The sequence below is a fragment of the Methylobacterium platani genome (genome assembly GCF_001653715.1).
Lineage (GTDB): Bacteria > Pseudomonadota > Alphaproteobacteria > Rhizobiales > Beijerinckiaceae > Methylobacterium > Methylobacterium platani.
On sequence record NZ_LWHQ01000059.1, the window covers coordinates 31291 to 51748 of the forward strand.

Here is a 20458-nt window from a genome sequence, read left to right on the forward strand (position 1 = left end):
CTCTCGGCTGATGGTGCGAGCCGTGAGGCTGCGGCACCATGGTTAATGGCAAGTGACCGTGGCGGCTCGATTTTTCGCGACGGCGGTCGCCGCCGATTCACGTTTCGTTGACGGGTGGGCGGGTAAACCCTGTCCTCGTTGCAGGAATGCGACAGACCGGGTGACCGACCGGGGATAGAAGCGCGCCGGCTCTCGCCAATCAGGACCAGTCAGACAATGAAGAAGATCCTCCTCGCCTCCGTGGCCCTCGTCGGCCTGTCCGCCGCCGCCTCGGCTGCCGACCTGCCGCGTCGCGTCGCCCCGCCGCCGGTCTTCACCCCGGTGCCGGTCTTCACGTGGACGGGCTTCTACGCCGGTTTCAACGCCGGCTACGGCTTCGGCACCGATGATCGTCGCGCCGGCCCCGTGATCGGCGTCGGCCCGGCCACCGGCCTCGTCGCCACCCCCACCGTGATCGCCTTCCCGGGCCAGCGTTCGGCGGACGGCTTCGTCGGCGGCGGCCAGGTCGGCTACAACTACCAGTTCACCCCGGGCTCGGGCGTCGTGGTCGGCATCGAGGCCGACGCCCAGTACGTCGATTTCGGCCGTGACCGGAACCGCTTCGCCGCCACCGGCCCGATCGCCGCCCAGCAGGTCTTCAACCCGACCGGCATCTCGGGCCTCGACTACTTCGGCACCGTGCGCGGCCGCCTCGGCTACGCCTGGGACCGCACCCTCGTGTACGGCACCGGCGGCTTCGCCTACGGCTCGGGCGGCGGTCGCGACTTCGGCCTGCCGAACAGCTCGCGTGACGAGTTCCAGACCGGCTGGGTCGTCGGCGGCGGCGTCGAGTACGCTCTGCCCACCGACTCGTTCCTGAACTTCTTCCGCTCGTCGGCCGTGACCCTCAAGGTCGAAGGCCTGTACGTGAACCTCGACCAGGGCAACCGCAACAACGGCGCCTTCGCGATCAACAACGCCGGCACCGTGATCACCACCGCCTCGCGGGGCGTGGTCGTCGTGAACCCGGGCCAGGACCGTCGCGACACCGAGTTCGCGGTGGTCCGCGCCGGCCTGAACTACAAGTTCAACGGCTTCTAGTCGTCACGTTCCGTCAGACCGACGGAGCGCGGAGCCCGGCCTCACGGCCGGGCTTTTCGCGTCGGGACGCAAGGCGGAATGCAAGGCTGCCGCGCCGGCCGGTCACGACCGTACGAAGAAGGCCCGGCCGCGCGAGCGACCGGGCCTTCTTCGCGTTCGAGAGAGCCCGGGGACGAAGCGTCCCGCCGCTGCCCGGATCGTATCGCCGCGCCTTCGAACGCGAGGGCGCTGGCCAAGCCCGAACGGGGCGCCGGCGCTGGAGCGCCGGACGCCTTCGCACCGACGTGTCGATGCGAAGGCGTCCGGGTATCAGATGTCGAGCTCGATCTCGTCGGCGAAGACCGCCCGCTCGGAGATGAAGGCGAAGCGGGCCTCGGGCTTGTTGCCCATCAGCCGCTCGACGGTGTCGCCGGTCGCGTCGCGGGCCTCCTCCACCACCTCGACCCGCAGCAGCGTGCGCTTCCTGGGGTCCATCGTGGTCTCCTTGAGCTGGCCCGGCATCATCTCGCCGAGGCCCTTGAAGCGGCCGATCTCGACCTTGCCCGACTTGAAGGTGGTCTTGAGCAGCTGCTCCTTGTGCCGGTCGTCCCGGGCATAGGCGCTCTTGGCGCCTTGCGTCAGCCGGTAGAGGGGAGGGACCGCGAGATAGAGGTGTCCCTGCTCGATCAGCTCCGGCATCTGCCGGTAGAAGAAGGTGATCAGCAGCGAGGCGATGTGGGCGCCGTCGACGTCGGCGTCGGTCATGATGATGACCTTCTCGTAGCGAAGGTCGTCGTGACGGTACTGCTTGCCGATGCCGCAGCCGAGCGCCAGGATCAGGTCGGACAGGAGCTGGTTCGCCCCGAGCTTGTCCCGGCTCGCCGAGGCGACGTTGAGGATCTTGCCGCGCAAGGGCAGGATCGCCTGGGTGGCGCGGTCGCGGGCCTGCTTGGCCGAGCCGCCGGCCGAATCGCCCTCGACGATGAAGATCTCGGAGCCGGCGGCGCCCGCCTTCGAGCAGTCGGCGAGCTTGCCCGGCAGGCGCAGCTTGCGGGTCGCGGACTTGCGGGCGACCTCCTTCTCCTGGCGTCGGCGCAGCCGCTCCTCGGCCCGGTCGATCACCCAGTCGAGGAGCTTGTTGGCCTGGGCCGGGGAGGCGGCGAGCCAGTGGTCGAAGGCGTCGCGGATCGCCGCCTCGACGATGCGGGAGGCCTCCAGCGTCGCGAGCTTGTCCTTGGTCTGGCCCTGGAACTCGGGCTCGCGGATGAACACCGAGAGCATCGCCGCGCAGGTCGCCATCACGTCGTCGGCGGTGACCGACTGCACGCGCTTGACCTGGCCGACCCGCTCCGCGTGGTCGCGCAAGGCCCGCAGCAGCGCCACCCGCATCCCGCTCTCGTGGGTGCCGCCCTCCGGCGTCGGGATGGTGTTGCAGTAGGACGACGAGAAGCCGTCGTCGTTGGCCAGCCACGCCACCGCCCATTCGAGCGAACCGTGGCTGCCGGGCTTCGTCACCTTGCCGGCGAAGACGTTGTCGGCGACCAGCTCCTTGCCGTCGATCTCGCGGCCGAGATAGTCCTTCAGGCCGGCCGGGAAGCGGTGCACCGCCTCCGCCGGCACGTTCTCGACGCCCTCCAGCAGGGCGGGCGCGCAGCGCCAGCGGATCTCGACCCCGCCGAACAGGTAGGCCTTCGAGCGCGCCATCTTGAACAGGCGGCGCGGGTCGAACCTGTGCTCGCCGAAGATCTGGGCATCGGGATGGAAGCGCACCCGCGTGCCGCGCCGGTTCTGCACCCGGCCGATCGTCTCGATCGGTCCTTGCGCGTGGCCGCGCGAGAAGGTCTGGCGATAGAGGGTCTGGTTGCGGGCGACCTCGACCTCGAGCACGTCCGAGAGCGCGTTGACCACCGAGATGCCGACGCCGTGCAGGCCGCCGGAGGTCTCGTAGACCTTCGAATCGAACTTACCCCCGGCATGCAGCGTGGTCATGATGACCTCGAGCGCCGACTTGCCGGGGAATTTCGGGTGCGGGTCGACCGGGATGCCGCGGCCATTATCGGTCACGACGAGGCAGCCGCTCTCCTCCAGCTCGACCTCGATGAAGCTGGCATGCCCCGCCACCGCCTCGTCCATCGAGTTGTCGATCACCTCGGCGAAGAGGTGGTGCAGCGCCTTCTCGTCGGTGCCGCCGATATACATGCCCGGCCGGCGCCGCACCGGCTCCAGGCCCTCCAGCACCTCGATCGCGGAAGCGTCGTAGCCGGCCTCCGCGGCGTCCGCGGGCGGGGGCACGGCGACCGGCTTCGACCGCCTGAGGGCGTCCGCCTTGAGCGGGTCCAGCGGCTTGCCGGCCGGATCCCTGCCTGCCGGATCCTTGACCGCCGGGTTCTTGCCTGCGTTGTCCTTGCCGGCAGGTGGCTTCCCTCCCGGTCCGAACAGGTCTCGTGCGGCCTCGCTCACGCGACGGCCTCGCGATGGGGGAAGGGCTCTGGCAGCATTCGAGGTCATCCTCTCCCTATACCGGAACAAACGCGGAACAAAAAGCGGTTTCGCGCGGCGTCGGGCGTGGCAATCCGGCGTGGTCGGTCGGCGCGGACGCGCCGCGCATGAGAACCCGTACCAGAGTCACCGAGACGTAAACAAACTCCCTTAAACGGTGGTGACCCGCGCGATACCCCCCGGAACCTCGGCCGTGACCGACCGTTGTCCGAGCGGCAGTCCCTCGTGCCGACGGGACGGCCCGCCCCGCAGGAGCGTTCAGACGATGAGAGCCGTCAGCCGCCACGCCCGCCACCTCACTCTCGCCCGTGCCGAGCAGGCCGCGGGCCAGGCCTTCGGCTTCGCCGAGGACGGTGCCGCCGCGGCGGCGGCCGGGTTCGGCCGGGTGGCGATGACCGCGACCGGCGCCGCCGTGGTGGTGGCCTTCGCGGCGACCCTGGCCTGGGCGCTCTGACCGGCCCCGCCGCTCCCGGCGAGGTCGGGCCCTGCAACGCCTCACTCGGCAAGACCTGACCGGCCGTCCGGGCGCCGCGCGAGGGGGCGGCCGCTGTCGTGCGCCGACGCGGCGGAACGCGGCCGTCCACAGCGGGTGCCAGGACCGGCATTGCCGGACAGCCCCGCCGCCTTAGCTCCCGCCGCGAGGCGGTCCTTCCGCAGTGCGGAACCGGGCCACGCCGACCGACTTTCCTGAGCGGCTCCCCACGCCGCTCGCTCAACCTCGCTTTCGAAGGATGGTGGCCCGATGCGGCGCGCCCACAGCATGCCATTCGGTGCGGAGATCGGACCGGAGGGAGTGCGCTTTTCCCTCTGGGCCCCGACCGCGAAGACCGTCGCCCTGGTGGTCGACGGGCAGGAGCATCCGCTGGACGACCGCGGCGAGGGCTGGCGCCGCGCGACGCTGCCGGGCATCCGGGCCGGAGCCCGCTACGGCTACCGGATCGACGGCGACCTCGTGGCGCCCGATCCCGCCTCGCGCTTCCAGCCGGAGGACGTGTCCGGCCTCTCCGAGGTGATCGACCCGGGCGCCTTCGCGTGGACCGACGGGACGTGGGCCGGCCGGCCGTTCGAGGAGACGGTGATCTACGAGTGCCATGTCGGCACCGCGACGCCGGAGGGGACCTACGCGGCTTTGGCCGACAAGCTCGACGCCCTGCGCGACCTCGGCGTCACGGCGATCGAACTCCTGCCGCTCGCCGACTTCAAGGGCACGCGCAACTGGGGCTACGACGGCGTCCTGCCCTACGCGCCGGATTCCGCCTACGGCACCCCCGACGACCTGCGCCGTCTCGTCGACCGGGCCCATTCCCTCGGCCTGATGGTCTTCCTCGACGTCGTCTACAACCACTTCGGACCGGCCGGGAACTACCTCCACGCCTACGCCAAGACCTTCTTCACCGAGCGTCACCAGACTCCTTGGGGTGCCGGCATCAACTTCGACGGCAAGACCAGCGGCCAGGTGGTGCGGGACTACTTCGTCCACAATTCCCTGTACTGGCTGGAGGAGTTCCACATCGACGGACTGCGGTTCGACGCGGTCCACGCGATCCTGGACGACTCCGAAAAACACTTCCTCGCCGAGCTGGCCGAGCGAATCCGCGCCGCCCATCCGGAGCGCCCGATCCACCTGATGCTGGAGAACGAGGCCAACCAGGCCCGCTGGCTTGAGCGCGATGGCGCCGGCAAGCCGATCCTGCACAGCGCGCAATGGGCCGACGACACCCATCACGGCTGGCATATCCTGCTCACCGGCGAGGAGGCCGGCTACTACGAGAGCTTCGCCGACAAGCCGGCGGCGCATCTCGCCCGCAGCCTAGCGGAAGGCTTCGCCTACCAGGGCGAGCCGTTCAAGACCCTCGACGACCATCCCCGCGGCGAGCCCTCGGGCCACCTGCCGCCATCCGCCTTCGTCACCTTCCTGCAGAACCACGACCAGGTCGGCAACCGGGCGCTCGGCGAGCGGCTGAGCCATCTCACCGATCCCGGCAAGCTGGCGCTGGCGCGGGCCGGGCTGCTCCTCAGCCCGCAGATCCCGATGCTGTGGATGGGCGAGGAATGGTCGGCCTCGACGCCGTTCCTGTTCTTCGTCGACTTCGCCCCCGACGAGGAGCTGAACAAGGCGGTGCGCGACGGGAGGCGGCGCGAGTTCAAGAGCTTCGCCGCCTTCTCCGACGAGGAGAAGGCGAAGACGATTCCCGACCCGACCGCCGAGGCGACGTTCCGGCGCTCGGTCCTCGACTGGGCGGAGCGCGACCGCCCCGGCCATCGCGAGGTCCTGGCCGACACGACCGCGCTCCTGCGCCTGCGCCAGCGCGAGGTGGTGCCGCTGACGAAGACCGCCTGGAAGGGCGGCTCCTCCACGCTGCCGCGGCCCGACGTGGTCGACGTCACCTGGTCCTACGCCGGCGGGCGCTTGCGCTTCGTCGGGGTGTTCGGCGGCGAGCCCTACGCGCCGGGGCCGCTGCCCGGACGCGTCATCTGGCGCTCGCCGACGGTCTCGGACGGCGACGACGGGTCCCTGGTCCTGCCCGCCTGGTCGGGCGTGTTCGTGAAAGAGGTGTTTTGAGATGGCCGTGACCGAGGATGTCGTCGCGCGGCTCGCCGATGAGGCGGGGATCGCCGCGGACTACACCGACGCCTTCGGCCAGCGCGTCGAGACCCCGCTCGACGTGCGCCGGGGCCTGCTCGCCGCCCTCGGCCTGCCGGCCGGGACCGAGGACGAGGCGCGGTCGAGCCTGGAGCGCATCCGCTCCCTGCGTCACGGCCTGGTGCCGCCGCTGATCCCGGTCGAGGCGCGCCGCGCCGCCCGGGTGCCGGTGCGGCCGGGAGAGGCGTCCGGCACGGTGAGCTGGCGCATCGTCGACGAGCGCGGCATTGCCCGCGACGGGCGCGTGGCGCTCGGGCCCGAGGCCGACGCGATCGAGCTGCCGCCGCTCACGCCGGGCTACCACCGCCTTACCGTCACCCTCGGCGACCGGCGCGCCGAGGCGACGGTGATCGCCGCGCCCCAGCGCTGCTGGCGCCCGCGGGCGCTCGGAGACGAGGGCGCGCGCGACTGGGGCCTCGCCGCGCAGCTCTACGGTCTGCGCTCCGAGACCAATCTCGGCATCGGCACCTACGCCGATGCCGGCCGGGCCGCCGTCGATGCCGGCGCCCGGGGCGCGGCCTTCCTGGGCTTGAGCCCGGTCCACGCCCTGTTCTCGACCGACCGCCAGAAGGTCTCGCCCTACTCGCCGTCCTCGCGGCTGTTCCTCGAGACGCTGTTCATCGATCCCGCGACGCTGCCGGGCCTCGCCGGCAGCCCGGCCGAGCGTCTCCTGACGGAGGCCGCGCCCGAGATCGCCCGCCTGCGCGACGCCTCCCTCGTCGACCATGCCGGCGTCTGGCAGGTCCTGAGCCCGGTGCTCGAAGCCCTCTGGCAGGATTCGCCGGCCCGGGCCGGACGGGACACGGAGTTCCTCGCCTTCCGCGCCGCCTCCGGCGAGAACCTGGAGGCCCACGCCATCTTCGAGGCCCTGGCCGAGCACTTCTCGGCGACGGGCGCGAATTGGCTCGGCGACTGGCCGGAGGCCTACCGCCGCAACGGCACGCCGGAGGTCCTGACATTCGCGGCCGAGCACCAGGAGCGGGTCTCCTACCACGCCTGGCTGCAATTCCTCGCCGACCGGCAGCTCGCCCGCGCCGCCGGGCAGGCGCTGGCCTCGGGCATGCGGCTCGGGCTCTACCGCGACCTCGCGGTCGGCGCCGATCGCGGCGGCTCGGAGGTCTGGTCGCATCCCGAGCGCTTCGCCGCCGGCCTGTCGATCGGCGCGCCGCCCGACGTCCTGGCGCCGAGCGGCCAGGATTGGGGCCTGCCGCCCTTCGACCCGCTGGAACTGGAGCGCGACGGACTCGCGGCCTTCCGGGCGCTGGTCCAGGCCAACATGCGGCACGCCGGCGCGATCCGGATCGACCACGCCTTCCAGCTCGCCCGGCTGTTCCTGATCCCGGTCGGCACGGGCGCGAAGGGCGGCGCCTACGTGGCGATGCCGTTCGAGGCGATGCTGGCGGTCCTGCGCCTCGAGAGCCACCGGGCGAAGTGCCTCGTCATCGCCGAGGATCTCGGTACCGCACCGGCCGGCTTCTCCGATGCGCTGATGCAGGCCGGTATCTTGAGCTACCGCATCCTGTCCTTCGAGCGCGGTGACGGCGGCACGTTCAAGCGGCCGGCCGAGTACCCGCGCGACGCGCTCTGCGCCATCACGACCCACGACCTGCCGACCTTCGTCGGCTGGTGGCGCGGGGTCGACACGGAACTGCGCCAGTCGCTGGGCCTCTACGACGCCGACCGGGCCGGGGGCGAGCGCGACGAGCGGGTGCACGAGCGCCGGCGCCTCGCCGAGGCGCTGAACCAGGAAGGGCTGGTTCCCTCGGCGGAGGTACCGGACCAGCCGCCCTTCGAGGCCGCGGTGCGCTTCCTCGCCCGCGCCCCGTCGGTGCTGACGGCCGTGCAGTACGAGGACATCCTCGGCGAGGTGAGCCAGGCCAACATGCCGGGCGTCACCGAGGGCTACCCGAACTGGCGCCGCAAGCTCGACCGCGACCTCGCGGCGATCGCCGCGCCGGGCGGGCCGCTCGCCAAGCTCGCCGCCTCGCTCTCGGCCGAGGAGCGCGGGCCCCGCTCGGGCGCCGCGCGCCTCGCCTCGCCGCCGCCGCGGGCGACCTACCGGCTGCAATTCCACAAGGACTTCACCTTCGACCACGCGGCGAAGATCGTCCCGTACCTGGCCAAGCTCGGCATCAGCCACGTCTACGCCTCGCCGATCCACAAGGCGCGGCCGGGCTCGATGCACGGCTACGACATCGTCGACCACCGCGAGATCAACCCGGAGCTCGGCGGCGAGGAGGCGTTCATCCGCTTCAGCGACACGCTGAAGAGCCACGGCCTGAAGTTCCTGCTCGACATCGTGCCCAACCACATGGGCGTCGGCGGCGCCGACAACCCGTGGTGGCTCTCGGTGCTCGAATGGGGCGCGCTGTCGCCGGCGGCCGACGCCTTCGACATCGACTGGGGCCGGCTGGGTGCCCGCAACAAGCTCGTCGTGCCGTTCCTGGGCGATCGCTACGGCGAGGCCCTGGAGAAGGGCGACCTCAAGCTCGCCTTCGATCTGGAGGAGGGCGGCTTCAGCGTCTGGCATTTCGAGCACCGCTTCCCGGTCAACCCCCTGAGCTACCCGATCATCCTCGACCGGGCGCTCGCGGCGCTCACGGAGGTCGGCGACGAGGCCTCGGCGGAGGTTCTGTCGATCTCCGAGCGCCTGCGCCGGATGGGCGACGAGACCCATCCCGAGCGCATGGCCACCTTCCATGACGAGGCGGAGGGCCTGAAAAGGCGTCTCGCCCACGCGGTCGCGGCCTCGGGCGACCTCAAGGCGGCGATCGACCGGGCGGTGACGCTCGTCAACGGCTTCAAGGGCCATCCCGACAGCTTCGGGGCGCTCCACCGCATCCTGGAGGCCCAGGCCTACCGGCTCGCTCATTGGCGGGTCGCGGCGAGCGACATCAACTACCGCCGCTTCTTCGACGTGAACTCGCTGGCCGGGCTCAAGGTCGAGGACAGGCGGGTGTTCGAGGGCGCCCATGCGATGCTCTTCCGCCAGATCCGCGAGGGACGGATCGACGGCCTGCGCATCGACCACATCGACGGGCTCGCCGATCCGGCCGGCTATGCCCGCGCGCTGCAGGCGGCGCTCGGCCCGGGCTTTTACATCGTGGTCGAGAAGATCCTGGAACCCGGCGAGAAGCTCCGGCCCTGGCCGATCGCCGGCACCACCGGCTACGACGTGCTCAACCAGATCGACGGGCTGTTCGTCGACCAGGGCAAGCGCGAGGCGGTGGCGACGCTCTATGCCGGGGCGACCGGCATGGACGAGCCCTATCCGTGGCTCCTGCGCACCGTGAAGGGCGAGATCCTCGAGACCAGCTTCGCCAGCGAGCTGGAAGTCCTGACCTCGGACTTGAAGCAGGTGGCCGACGCCGACCGGCGCACCCGCGACTTCTCGGTCAACGCCCTGCGCCAGGCCCTGTCCGAGATCATCGCCCGCTTCCCGGTCTATCGCAGCTACCTGCCCCAGGAGCTCGACGAGAGCGAGATCGAGCCGGAAGACCTGAAGCTCATCGGCGACACGGTGCGCAAGGCCAAGCGCCGGTCCAGCCTGCCCGACCGCTCGGTGCACGATTTCGCCGAACGGGTGCTGCTCGGACGTCTCGACACCGAGGGGCCGGGCCGGCCCGACCCGGAAGTGGTGCGGCGCTTCCGCCGCCGCTTCCAGCAGCTCACCGGCCCGGTGATGGCCAAGAGCCTCGAGGACACGCTGTTCTACCGCTTCGTCGAGCTGCTCGGGCTCAACGAGGTCGGGGGCGATCCCGGCGAGTACGGCCTGTCGGCCGAGCATTTCCACGCGCTCCAGGCCGCCCGCGCCCGCGACTGGCCGAACGCGATGATCACCACGGCCACCCACGACACCAAGCGCGGCGAGGATGCCCGGACGCGGCTCCTCGCCCTGTCGGAGCTCCCCGAGGAATGGGCGGATGCCTGGGCCTTGTGGGGCGAGCTGGTGAAGCCGCACCTGTCGGAGGTCGAGGGCGAGGTGGCCCCCGACGCCAACGACCAGTGGATGTTCCTGCAGGCGATCCTCGGCGCCTGGCCGCTTGAACTGCTGACCGAGACGCCGGACCCATCGGCCGTCGAGGCGTTCCGCCAGCGGCTCGGCGCCTATGCCGAGAAGGCGATGCGCGAGGGCAAGCGCCGTTCGAGCTGGGTCAACGTCGACGAGGCCTACGAGGGCGCGGTCGCGAAGCTGTTCGACGCCCTGGTGGCGCCGGGCTCGGCCTTCCTGAAGGAATTCCGGCCCTTCGCGGAGCGGCTGGCGCGGGTCGGCATGGTGACGGGCCTCGCCCGCTCGGCGCTCAAATGCACCCTGCCGGGCCTGCCCGACATCTACCAGGGCACGGAGTTCTGGGACTTCTCGTTCGTCGATCCCGACAACCGCCGCCCGGTCGACTACGCCGAGCGCGAGGCGGCGCTCCGGCAGGACGTGCCGCTCGAAGACCTGCTGGCCTCCTGGCCGGACGGGCGGATCAAGCAGGCGGTCCTCGCCCGGCTGCTCGCCGACCGCGCGGCCTATCCGGGCTTCTACGCCGAGGCCGACTACACCCCGGTCGCCGCCGACGGGCTCGGCGCGGACCGCGTCGTCGCCTTCCTGCGCCAGGATGCTTCCGCGGGCTCGGAGGCTGGCGACCTGCTGGTGGCGGTGCCGCGGCGCGTCGCCGTCGAGGACGGCACGCGCCTCGCCGACACCTTCGCGGGCACGAGCCTGCCGGTGCCGGAGGACAGCGTCTGGCGCGACCTGCTGACGGGCGAGGAGGTGCGGTCCGAGGGCGGGCGCGTGTCGATCGAGCGACTCTTCGCGCGCCTCCCCCTGGCGGTTCTGCGCCACTCCGCCAGTTGAGACCCCGGCGCGGGGCTCACCGCCCCGCGCCCGTTGGACGAGAGAGAGCAGGCAGGATCGGGCCGATGAACGTACCCCGCACCAGCACGAAGCCGGCGAAGCGCACCCGCGAGGTGACGCCGCTGCCGGCCACCCTGGCGCCGCTGGCGGCCGGACCGCGGATCTACAACCTGTTTCCCCTTCTGGTCGGCCGGGTGTCGGCCTGGACCGCGGAACTCCCCCGCATCGCCGAGCTCGGCTTCGACTGGATCTACCTCAATCCGTTCCACCAGGCCGGCGGCTCGCGCTCGCTCTACGCGGTCGCCGACACCGACCGCCTCGACGAGCGCCTGCGCGACCTCGACGGCACGCCGGACGACGAGCAGATCCGCCGCTTCTGCGAGGCCGCCGCCGGGCACGGCCTCAAGATCATGACCGACCTGGTGGTGAACCACGCCGCCAATGACGGCAGGCTCGCCCACGAGCGTCCCGACCTGTTCGTGCGCGACGCCTCCGGCGCACCGGTGAGCCCGCACGCGGTCGATCCCGACGATCCGACGAAGATCACCGTCTGGGGCGACCTCGCCGAGTTCGACTACGTCGCCGCCGCCCCGCGCACGGCGCTGACCGAGCTGTGGAACGGCTACATTGCCCGGCTCCAGGGCCTCGGCGTCGCCGGCTTCCGCTGCGATGCCGCCTACAAGGTGCCGCCGGACGTGTGGCGCAGCCTGATCGGCGCCGCCAAGCAACGCGACCACGCCGCGCTCTTCGCCGCCGAGACGCTTGGCTGCACATTCGAGGAGGCGCGGGCCACCGCCGAGGCCGGGTTCGACTACCTGTTCAACTCCTTCGCCTGGTGGGACCTGAAGGCCCCTTGGGCGCTGGAGCAGTACGAGCGCCTGCGCATCCTGGCGCCGTCGATCGCCTTCCCGGAGAACCACGACATGCAGCGCCTCGCGGCCTCGCTCGACGGCGGGCCCGAGGCGGTAGCGGCGGAACTGAAGAGCCGCTACGCCCTCGCCGCCTTCTTCTCGGCCGGCGTGCTGCTGCCGATCGGCTACGAGTGGGGCTACGCCAAGGCGCTCCACGTCGTCGACACCACCCCGGAGAGCCGCGAGCACCATACCGGCATCGACATCTCGGGCTTCATCGCGGCGGTGAACCGCCTGCGGGCCGACCTGCCGGCGGCCAATGTCGAGGGCGCGCAGTGGCGCCTCTCGGCCCCGGATGCGGGCTTCGTCGCGCTGATCCGGATCGATACCGGTCATCCCGGCTCGGCCGAGAACGCCGTGATGGTGCTGCACAACCCGACGGACAAACCGGTCGCCGTCGATCCGGCGCCGCTGATCGCCGGCACCGGCGGCGAGTTCGGGCCGTTCCAGGACCTGACGCCGGAGGTGGCGCCCCTGGTCTTCCGGGCCGACCAGTCGATCGGCCTGGAGCCGCGGGCGGTGCGCATCCTCGCCGCCCGCCGCATCGGCGCGATGCGCCGCCCCCGCCGCACCACCCCGGACGGGGAGGGGCGGGTGGTCATCGAGGCGGTGAGCCCGGAGATCGACGGCGGCCGCTCGGCGATCAAGCGCGTCGTCGGCGACCAGCTCCACGTCGAGGCCGACATCTTCACCGACGGGCACGACGTCATCAACGCCGCCGTTCTCTCGCGCCTCGCCGGCGAGACCGAGTGGCGCCGCGACCCGATGCTGTTCGTCGACAACGACCGCTGGCACGGCCACTTCCCGCTCACCCGCAACGCCCGCTACGAGTACACCGTCGAGGCGTGGCGCGACGACTTCTCGTCCTGGCTGCGCGGCCTCGAGAAGAAGCGCAAGGCCGGCATCGCCGTGCATCTCGAGACGCAGGAGGGCGTCGGCCTCGTCAAGCGCGCCGCCGCGCTCGCCGAGGGCAGCGACGCCGCGGCGCTGAACGGTCTCGTGGCGGCGCTCGAATCCGACGAGCCCGGCTCCGCCGCCCAGCTGCACCGGCTGCTCGAGCAGACGGCGCTCATCCACCGCAACTCGGAGCGGGTGAACCTCTCGCGCTATCCGGTGGTGCTGGAAGTCTTCGCCGACCGCTTGGCGGCCCGGTTCTCGGCCTGGTACGAGATCTTCCCGCGCTCGCAATCGGGTGATCCGAGCCGCCACGGCACCTTCGACGACGTGATCGCGCGCCTGCCCGAGATCCGCGAACTCGGCTTCGACGTGCTCTACTTCACGCCGATCCACCCGATCGGCCGCACCAACCGCAAGGGCAAGAACAACTCGCTCAAGGCGCAAGAGGGCGATGTCGGCTCGGTCTACGCCGTGGGTGCGGAGGAGGGCGGCCATGAGGCGGTGCATCCCGACCTCGGGTCTCTCGACGACTTCCGCCGCCTCGTCGCGGCGAGCCACGCCCACGGCATGGAGGTGGCCCTCGACTTCGCCATCCAGTGCTCGCCGGACCATCCCTGGATCAAGCAGCACCCGGAATGGTTCGACTGGCGGCCCGACGGCACGATCAAGTTCGCCGAGAACCCGCCGAAGAAGTACGAGGACATCGTCAACGTCGACTTCTACCGCGACGGCGCCTTCCCGTCGCTGTGGATCGAGCTGCGCGACATCATCGTCGGCTGGGTCGAGCTGGGCGTCAAGATCTTCCGGGTCGACAACCCGCACACCAAGCCGATCCCGTTCTGGGACTGGATGATCCGCGACGTCAACGACCGCTATCCCGACGTGCTGTTCCTCGCCGAGGCCTTCACCCGGCCGAAAATGATGAAGAAGCTGGCCAAGGCCGGCTTCCAGCAGAGCTACACCTACTTCACCTGGCGCAACACCAAGGACGAGCTGGCCGCCTACGCGACCGAACTCGCCGGCGAGATGGGCGAGTATTACCGCCCAAACTTCTTCGCCAACACGCCGGACATCAATCCGGTCTTCCTCCAGACCAGCGGCCGGCCTGGCTTCGTCATCCGCGGCACGCTCGCCGCCACCCTGTCGAGCGTCTACGGCATCTATAACGGCTTCGAGCTCTGCGATGCCGCGCCGGTGCCGGGCAAGGAGGAGTACCTCGACTCCGAGAAGTACGAGCTGAAGGCCTGGGATTACTACCGCCCCGGCAATATCCGCGACCACATCATCGCGCTGAACCGCATCCGGCGCGAGAACCCGGCCCTCTGGGACTTCCGCAACGTGGTCTTCACCCCGGCCTGGAACGACCAGATCCTGGCCTACCTGCGGATGACGCCGTCCGGAGACAACGCGGTGTTCTGCATGGTCAACCTCGATCCGAGGAACCGCCAGGAATGCACCTACGAGGTGCCGCTCTGGCAGCTCGGCCTGCCCGACGACGGTGCCGTGGAGGTCGAGGACCTGTTGCAGGGCTACAAGTTCGAGCTGCGCGGCAAGACCCACCGCATCGCCCTCGATCCGGCCGAGCGCTCGGTGGTGATCTGGCGGCTTCGCCGGCCCGAGCGGCTTGCGGCGGCGGGCGGCGCGTGGCAGCACGGCTCGGCCTAGCCGAAGTGCGTATCAGGCGCGGGCGGGCGACCGTCCGCGCCGGCAGGCATTCCGAACTCTCCCCGGTGCCCCGCGTTGAGCCCGAGCATGGCGACAGCCGCAAAGGCCTTCAGCCCGGCGCCACGACCCGATCGAATGAGGCTCTGACGCGATGATCGATCGCACCGATCCGCAATGGTACCGTGACGCCATCATCTACCAGGTTCACGTCAAGTCCTTCTTCGACGCGAACAACGACGGCATCGGCGATTTCGACGGCCTGACCGCGAAGCTCGACTACATCCGCGACCTAGGCGTGACCGCGATCTGGGTGATGCCGTTCTATCCTTCGCCGCTCCGCGACGACGGCTACGACATCGCGGATTACCGCGACATCAACCAGTCCTACGGCACGATGGACCAGTTCCGCACCTTCGTGGACGAGGCCCATGCCCGGGGCCTGCGGGTCATCACCGAGCTGGTCATCAACCACACCTCGGACCAGCACCCCTGGTTCCAGCAGGCCCGCAACGCCCCGAAGGACTCGGAGTGGCGCGATTTCTACGTCTGGTCGGACACCGACGAGAAGTACACCGACACCCGCATCATCTTCCTCGACACCGAGGCCTCGAACTGGACCTGGGACCCGGTCGCCAAGGCGTATTACTGGCACCGCTTCTACTCGCACCAGCCCGACCTGAACTTCGACAACCCGAAGGTTCTGGACGCGGTGATCGAGGTGATGCGCTACTGGCTCGACATGGGGGTGGACGGGTTGCGCCTCGACGCGATCCCCTACCTGATCGAGCGCGACGGCACCAATTGCGAGAATCTGCCCGAGACCCACACGGTCATCAAGAAGATCCGCGCCGCCCTCGACGAATCCTACCCCGACCGGATGCTGCTCGCCGAGGCCAACCAGTGGCCCGAGGAGACCGCGCAGTATTTCGGCGACGGTGACGAATGCCACATGGCGTTCCACTTCCCGCTGATGCCGCGGATGTACATGGCGATCGCGCAGGAGGACCGGCACCCGATCACCGACATCATGCGGCAGACGCCGGAGATCCCCGACGGCTGCCAATGGGCGATCTTCCTGCGCAACCATGACGAGCTGACGCTCGAGATGGTGACCGACAAGGAGCGCGACTACCTCTGGAGCTTCTACGCCGCCGACCGGCGCGCCCGCATCAACCTTGGCATCCGCCGCCGCCTCGCGCCGCTGCTCGAGAACGACCGGCGCAAGATCGAGCTGATGAAGTTCCTGGTCCTCTCGATGCCCGGCACTCCCGTGCTGTATTACGGCGACGAGATCGGCATGGGCGACAACATCTATCTCGGCGACCGCGACGGCGTGCGCACGCCGATGCAGTGGTCGCCGGACCGCAACGGCGGCTTCTCCCGCTCCGACCCGGCCCGGCTGTTCCTGCCGACGATCCAGGACCCGATCTACGGCTTCGACGCGGTCAACGTCGAGGCGCAGGCCCGCGCCCAGACCAGCCTGCTCAACTGGACCCGGCGGATGATCGCGATCCGCAACAACCACGTCTCGCTCGGGCGCGGCGCCCTGCGGTTCCTCTATCCGGACAACCGCAAGGTGCTGGCCTGGATCCGCGAGCACGACAACGAGCGCGTGCTCTGCGTCGCCAACCTGTCGCGGGCGCCGCAGGCGGTGCAGCTCGACCTGTCGGACCTGCGCACCGCGGTGCCGGTGGAGCTGACCGGCGGCACCTCGTTCCCGCCGATCGGCGACTTGCCGTACCTGCTGACCATGCCGGCCTACGGCTTCTACTGGTTCTCGCTCTCGACCGCGAATGCCGGCACGATGGGCCCGAGCCCCGAGGCGCCTGAACTGTTCACGTTGGTCCTCACCGGCGGCGTCGAGACCTTGATGAAGGGCCGCGAGCGCCAGGCCTTCGAGCGCACCGTGGCGCCGCGCTTCATCGGCTCGCGGCGCTGGTTCGGCGCCAAGGGCTCGCGCATCCGCGGGGTCGAGGTCGTCGACAGCGCGATCCTGCCCCGGCTCGAAGGCTCGAACGGCTTCCTGCTGCCGCGCATCGCGGTCTCGCTCGCCAACGGCGAGACGCAGGAATACTTCGTGCCGCTCGCGGTCGACGAGGGCCGCGAGGACGAGTCGCTGATGGACCACGCGGTCGCCCGGGTGCGCCGGGGCCCGCGGATGGGCCTCCTCTACGGCGCCGCGTCCTCGCCCGACTTCGCCCTCGCGATGGTCGACGCGATCCGCAACAACCGCGAGATCGCCTCGGAGAAGGGCAGCATCCGCTTCACCGCGACCTCGGCCTTCGATCCCGAACTCGAGCTCGATCCGGCCGACATCCGCCGGCTCTCGGCCGAGCAGAGCAACACCTCGATCGCCTTCGGCTCGCGGGCGATGCTGAAGCTCCTGCGCCGCCTCCAGCCCGGCTCCCATCCGGAGGTCGAGGTCGGCCGCTTCCTCACCGAGGAGGCCGGGTTCAAGAACACCCCGGCGCTCCTCGGCATCATCGAGCATGTCGGGCCCGACGGCACCGCCACGGCGCTCGGCCTGCTCCAGGCCTTCGTGCGCAACCAGGGCGACGCCTGGACCCTGATGCTCGAATACCTGCGCCGCGACCTCGACACGATCGTGCTCGTGCCCGAGAGCGAGGCGCATTCGCCGGAGGAGACCTTCGCCACCCACCTGCGCTGGGCCGGACTGCTCGGCCAGCGCACCGCCGAGATGCACCGGGCGCTCGCCACCGAGACCGCGGACCGGGCCTTCGCCGCCGAGCCGTTCACGGCCGAGGACCTCGCGGCGCTCGCCGCCGACACGCGGCGCCAGGCCGAGAAGGCCCTGCGGGCCTGCACCGCGCTCGGTGCCGCGGCGTCCGAGAGCGCCCGCGAGGCGGCCGGCGCGATCGTCGCCGCTCGCGCCGAGATCGAGGCGCTGGTCGCGTCGCTCAGCCGCGAGGCGCCGACGGGGGCGCACCGCACCCGCATCCACGGCGATTACCATCTCGGCCAGGTGCTCGCCTCGCAGGACGACCTCATCATCGTCGACTTCGAGGGCGAGCCGTCGCGGCCGGTCGACGAGCGCCGGGCGAAGTCGACGCCCTTGCGCGACGTCGCCGGCATCCTGCGCTCGTTCGCCTATGGCGGCGAGACGGTGACCCGCGAGGTCGCCTCGCGCTTCGCCGAGGCCGAGGAGCGGGCGAAGACCGCCGTCGCGGCCTGGCGGGCGATGGTGAGCGGGGCGTTCCTCGAGGCCTACGCCGCCACCGTGCAGGGCAGCCGCGCCGCCGTCACCGACGAGGCGACGCGGGAGCGGTTGCTGCGCCTCTGCCTGCTGCAGAAGGCGCTCTACGAGATCGATTACGAGGCCAACAACCGTCCGGACTGGATCGAGATCCCGGCCCGCGGCGTGCTGGCCATCCTGGAAGACCAGAGAGGTGCGTGACCCATGGACGACGAGACCAGCGCCCGGAAGCCGGCCGCTCGCCGGCGCCCCACCGACCGCAACCTTGAGACGCGCGTGACCGAATCCGTGAAGACCCCGAAAGCCCCGAAGGGTGCCCTGGTGACGCCGGTGACCGCCAAGGCCACGGCCGGCAAGACGGGGAAGGCGGCGAAGACGGCCGGCACGAAGACCGTCTCGCTGCGCGTTGCCGCCATGCAGGCGGCGGCTTCGCCGCGGGTCTCGGGGCCGGCCCCGAGCCGGCCGGCCCGGCCGCCGGTGCCGGGCCGGGCCTACGCGGTCCATCCCGACGCCGTCGAGGCGATCATGCGGGCCGAGCACGGCGATCCCTTCGCGGTGCTCGGTCCGCACGAGACGGGCGAGGGCCAGTGGGAGGTCCGCGCGGTGCTGCCCGAGGCGCGCGCCGCCACGGTGGTGGTCGGCGACACCCGCGTGCCGATGGAGCGGCGCCACCCGGCCGGCTTCTTCGTGGCGAGCTTCGCGCACCCGCAGCGGCCGGATTACCGCATCGCGGTCGAGGGTTGGGACAACACCGAGCGCACCCGCCGCGACCCCTACGAGTACGGCGCGACCCTCGACCAGCCGGAGATCGCCCTCCTGCGCGACGTCGGCAACGACGCCGTGCACAGGGTGCTGGGCGCGCACGCCGTCGAGATCGGCGGCACGTCGGGCTTCCGCTTCGCGGTCTGGGCGCCGAATGCCCGCCGGGTCTCGGTGGTCGGCGACTTCAACGACTGGGACGGCCGGCGCCACCCGATGCGGCTGTGGCAGGATGGCGGCGTCTGGGAACTGTTCATCCCCGAGCTGAAGAAGGGCGGCCACTACAAGTTCGAGATCCGCGGGCCCGACGGCGCGCTCCTGCCTCTCAAGGCCGATCCGGTCGCCTTCGCCGCCCAGCAGCCGCCCGAGACCGCCTCGCGCCTCGAAGGGCTGCCGTCACCGGTCTGGCGCGACCAGGCCTGGATGCAGAGCCTGAACGCCCTCGATCACCGCCACGGCCCGATCTCGATCTACGAGGTGCATCTCGGCTCGTGGGCGCGGGTGCCCGGGGAGGGCAACCGCTACCTCACCTACCGCGAACTGGGCGAGCGGCTGATCCCCTACGCCAAGGAGATGGGCTTCACCCATATCGAACTCCTGCCGATCACCGAGCACCCGTTCGACGGGTCCTGGGGCTACCAGCCGGTCTCGCTCTACGCGCCGACGAGCCGCTTCGGCTCGCCGGAGGATTTTTCGGAATTCGTCAACGCGGCGCACGAGGCCGGTATCGGCATCCTGCTCGACTGGGTGCCGGGCCACTTCCCCCTCGACGCCCACGGGCTCGGGCAGTTCGACGGCACCCACCTCTACGAGCATGCCGACCCGCGCCAGGGCTTCCACCAGGACTGGGGCACCTACATCTATAATTTCGGGCGCACGGAGGTCTCGGCCTTCCTCGCCTCGAACGCCCGGTTCTGGCTCGAGCATTACCACCTCGACGGTCTTCGGGTCGATGCGGTGGCTTCGATGCTCTACCTCGACTATTCGCGCCGGGCAGGGGAGTGGATCCCCAACCAGTACGGCGGCAACGAGAACCTCGAGGCCATCGACTTCCTGCGCAAGACCAACGAGGCGACCTACAGCCACGCCCCCGGCACGATGACGGTGGCGGAGGAATCGACCTCCTGGCCCGGCGTCTCGCACCCGACCTATACCGGGGGCCTCGGCTTCGGCTTCAAGTGGAACATGGGGTGGATGCACGACACCCTGCGGTTCATCTCGAAAGAGCCGGTGCATCGCCGCTACCATCACCACGACCTGACCTTCGGGCTGCTCTACGCCTTCTCGGAGAACTTCATCCTGCCGCTGTCCCACGACGAGGTGGTGCACGGGAAGGGCTCGCTGCTCGGCAAGATGCCGGGCGACCGCTGGCAGAAATTCGCGAACCTGCGCGCCTATTTCGGCTTCATGTGGGGCCATCCCGGCAAGAAGCTGCTGTTCATGGGCGGCGAGTTCGGCCAGGAGAAGGAGTGGAACCACAACCAGAGCCTCGACTGGCACCTGCTGGACGATCCGTTCCACGCCGGTCTCAAGGCCCTGGTGCGCGACCTCAACCATCTCTACGCCGCGACGCCGGCGCTCTACGCCCGCGACACCGAGGCGGCCGGCTTCCAGTGGCTGGTCTCGGACGATGCCGAGAACAACGTCATCGCCTGGGCCCGCAAGGGCCGCGAGCCGGGTGAGATCGCGATCGTGGTCTCGAACTTCACCCCCGTCGTGCGGCACGGCTACCGCATCGGCGTGCCGATGGCCGGCCATTACCGCGAGGCGTTCAACTCGGACGCCGAAGGCTATGGCGGCAGCAATGTCGGCAATTACGGCGGGGTCGATGCGGTGGCGGAGGCGTCGCACGGGCAGGAGCACTCGCTGACCCTGTCGCTGCCGCCGCTGGCGACGCTGATCCTGGTGCGGCAGGGGTGACAAAGATACGGAAGTAGAAACATGATGCGGGATCCTCTCTCCAGCAC

At 70.5% G+C, this 20458-nt stretch carries 8 protein-coding genes; 7 read left to right on the top strand and 1 reads right to left on the bottom strand.

All coding sequences use genetic code 11. The annotated features are described in order from the left end of the window. The first annotated feature begins 216 nt into the window (after positions 1-216). The gene (locus A5481_RS26185) at positions 217-1080 is read left to right on the top strand and encodes an outer membrane protein (RefSeq protein ID WP_064504412.1); all 864 of its coding nucleotides are present in this window, start codon (positions 217-219) and stop codon (positions 1078-1080) included. A 309-nt stretch (positions 1081-1389) separates the two neighbouring features. On the opposite strand, the gene parE is transcribed toward A5481_RS26185, so the two are convergent. Beyond that, positions 1390-3519, bottom strand: coding sequence for a DNA topoisomerase IV subunit B (parE, locus tag A5481_RS26190; protein WP_082173210.1), 2130 nt, complete (start codon positions 3517-3519; stop codon positions 1390-1392). Between the two features lie 304 nt (positions 3520-3823). Here parE and A5481_RS26195 point away from each other — a divergent pair, with 304 nt between their 5' ends. The 6 genes from A5481_RS26195 (at position 3824) to glgB (ending at position 20411) form a co-directional block, all read left to right on the top strand. Continuing rightward, on the top strand, positions 3824-4012 hold the full coding sequence (locus A5481_RS26195) for a hypothetical protein (protein WP_048434959.1): 189 nt from the start codon (positions 3824-3826) through the stop codon (positions 4010-4012). Between the two features lie 288 nt (positions 4013-4300). Further along, positions 4301-6121 (top strand): malto-oligosyltrehalose trehalohydrolase, encoded by a 1821-nt coding sequence (gene treZ, locus A5481_RS26200; RefSeq protein ID WP_048434960.1) that lies wholly within the window; start codon positions 4301-4303, stop codon positions 6119-6121. A gap of 1 nt (position 6122) precedes the next feature. Next, a complete protein-coding gene (locus tag A5481_RS26205; protein WP_048434961.1) occupies positions 6123-11045 on the top strand; it encodes a malto-oligosyltrehalose synthase in 4923 nt (1640 codons plus the stop codon). A 65-nt stretch (positions 11046-11110) separates the two neighbouring features. Continuing rightward, a complete protein-coding gene (locus A5481_RS26210; protein ID WP_048434962.1) occupies positions 11111-14518 on the top strand; it encodes a maltotransferase domain-containing protein in 3408 nt (1135 codons plus the stop codon). 151 nt (positions 14519-14669) lie between these two features. Beyond that, positions 14670-17933, top strand: coding sequence for a maltose alpha-D-glucosyltransferase (gene treS / locus A5481_RS26215; RefSeq protein WP_048434963.1), 3264 nt, complete (start codon positions 14670-14672; stop codon positions 17931-17933). Positions 17934-18146: 213 nt separating this feature from the next. Beyond that, a complete protein-coding gene (gene glgB / locus A5481_RS26220) occupies positions 18147-20411 on the top strand; it encodes a 1,4-alpha-glucan branching protein GlgB (RefSeq protein ID WP_156311911.1) in 2265 nt (754 codons plus the stop codon). Positions 20412-20458: the final 47 nt, after the last annotated feature.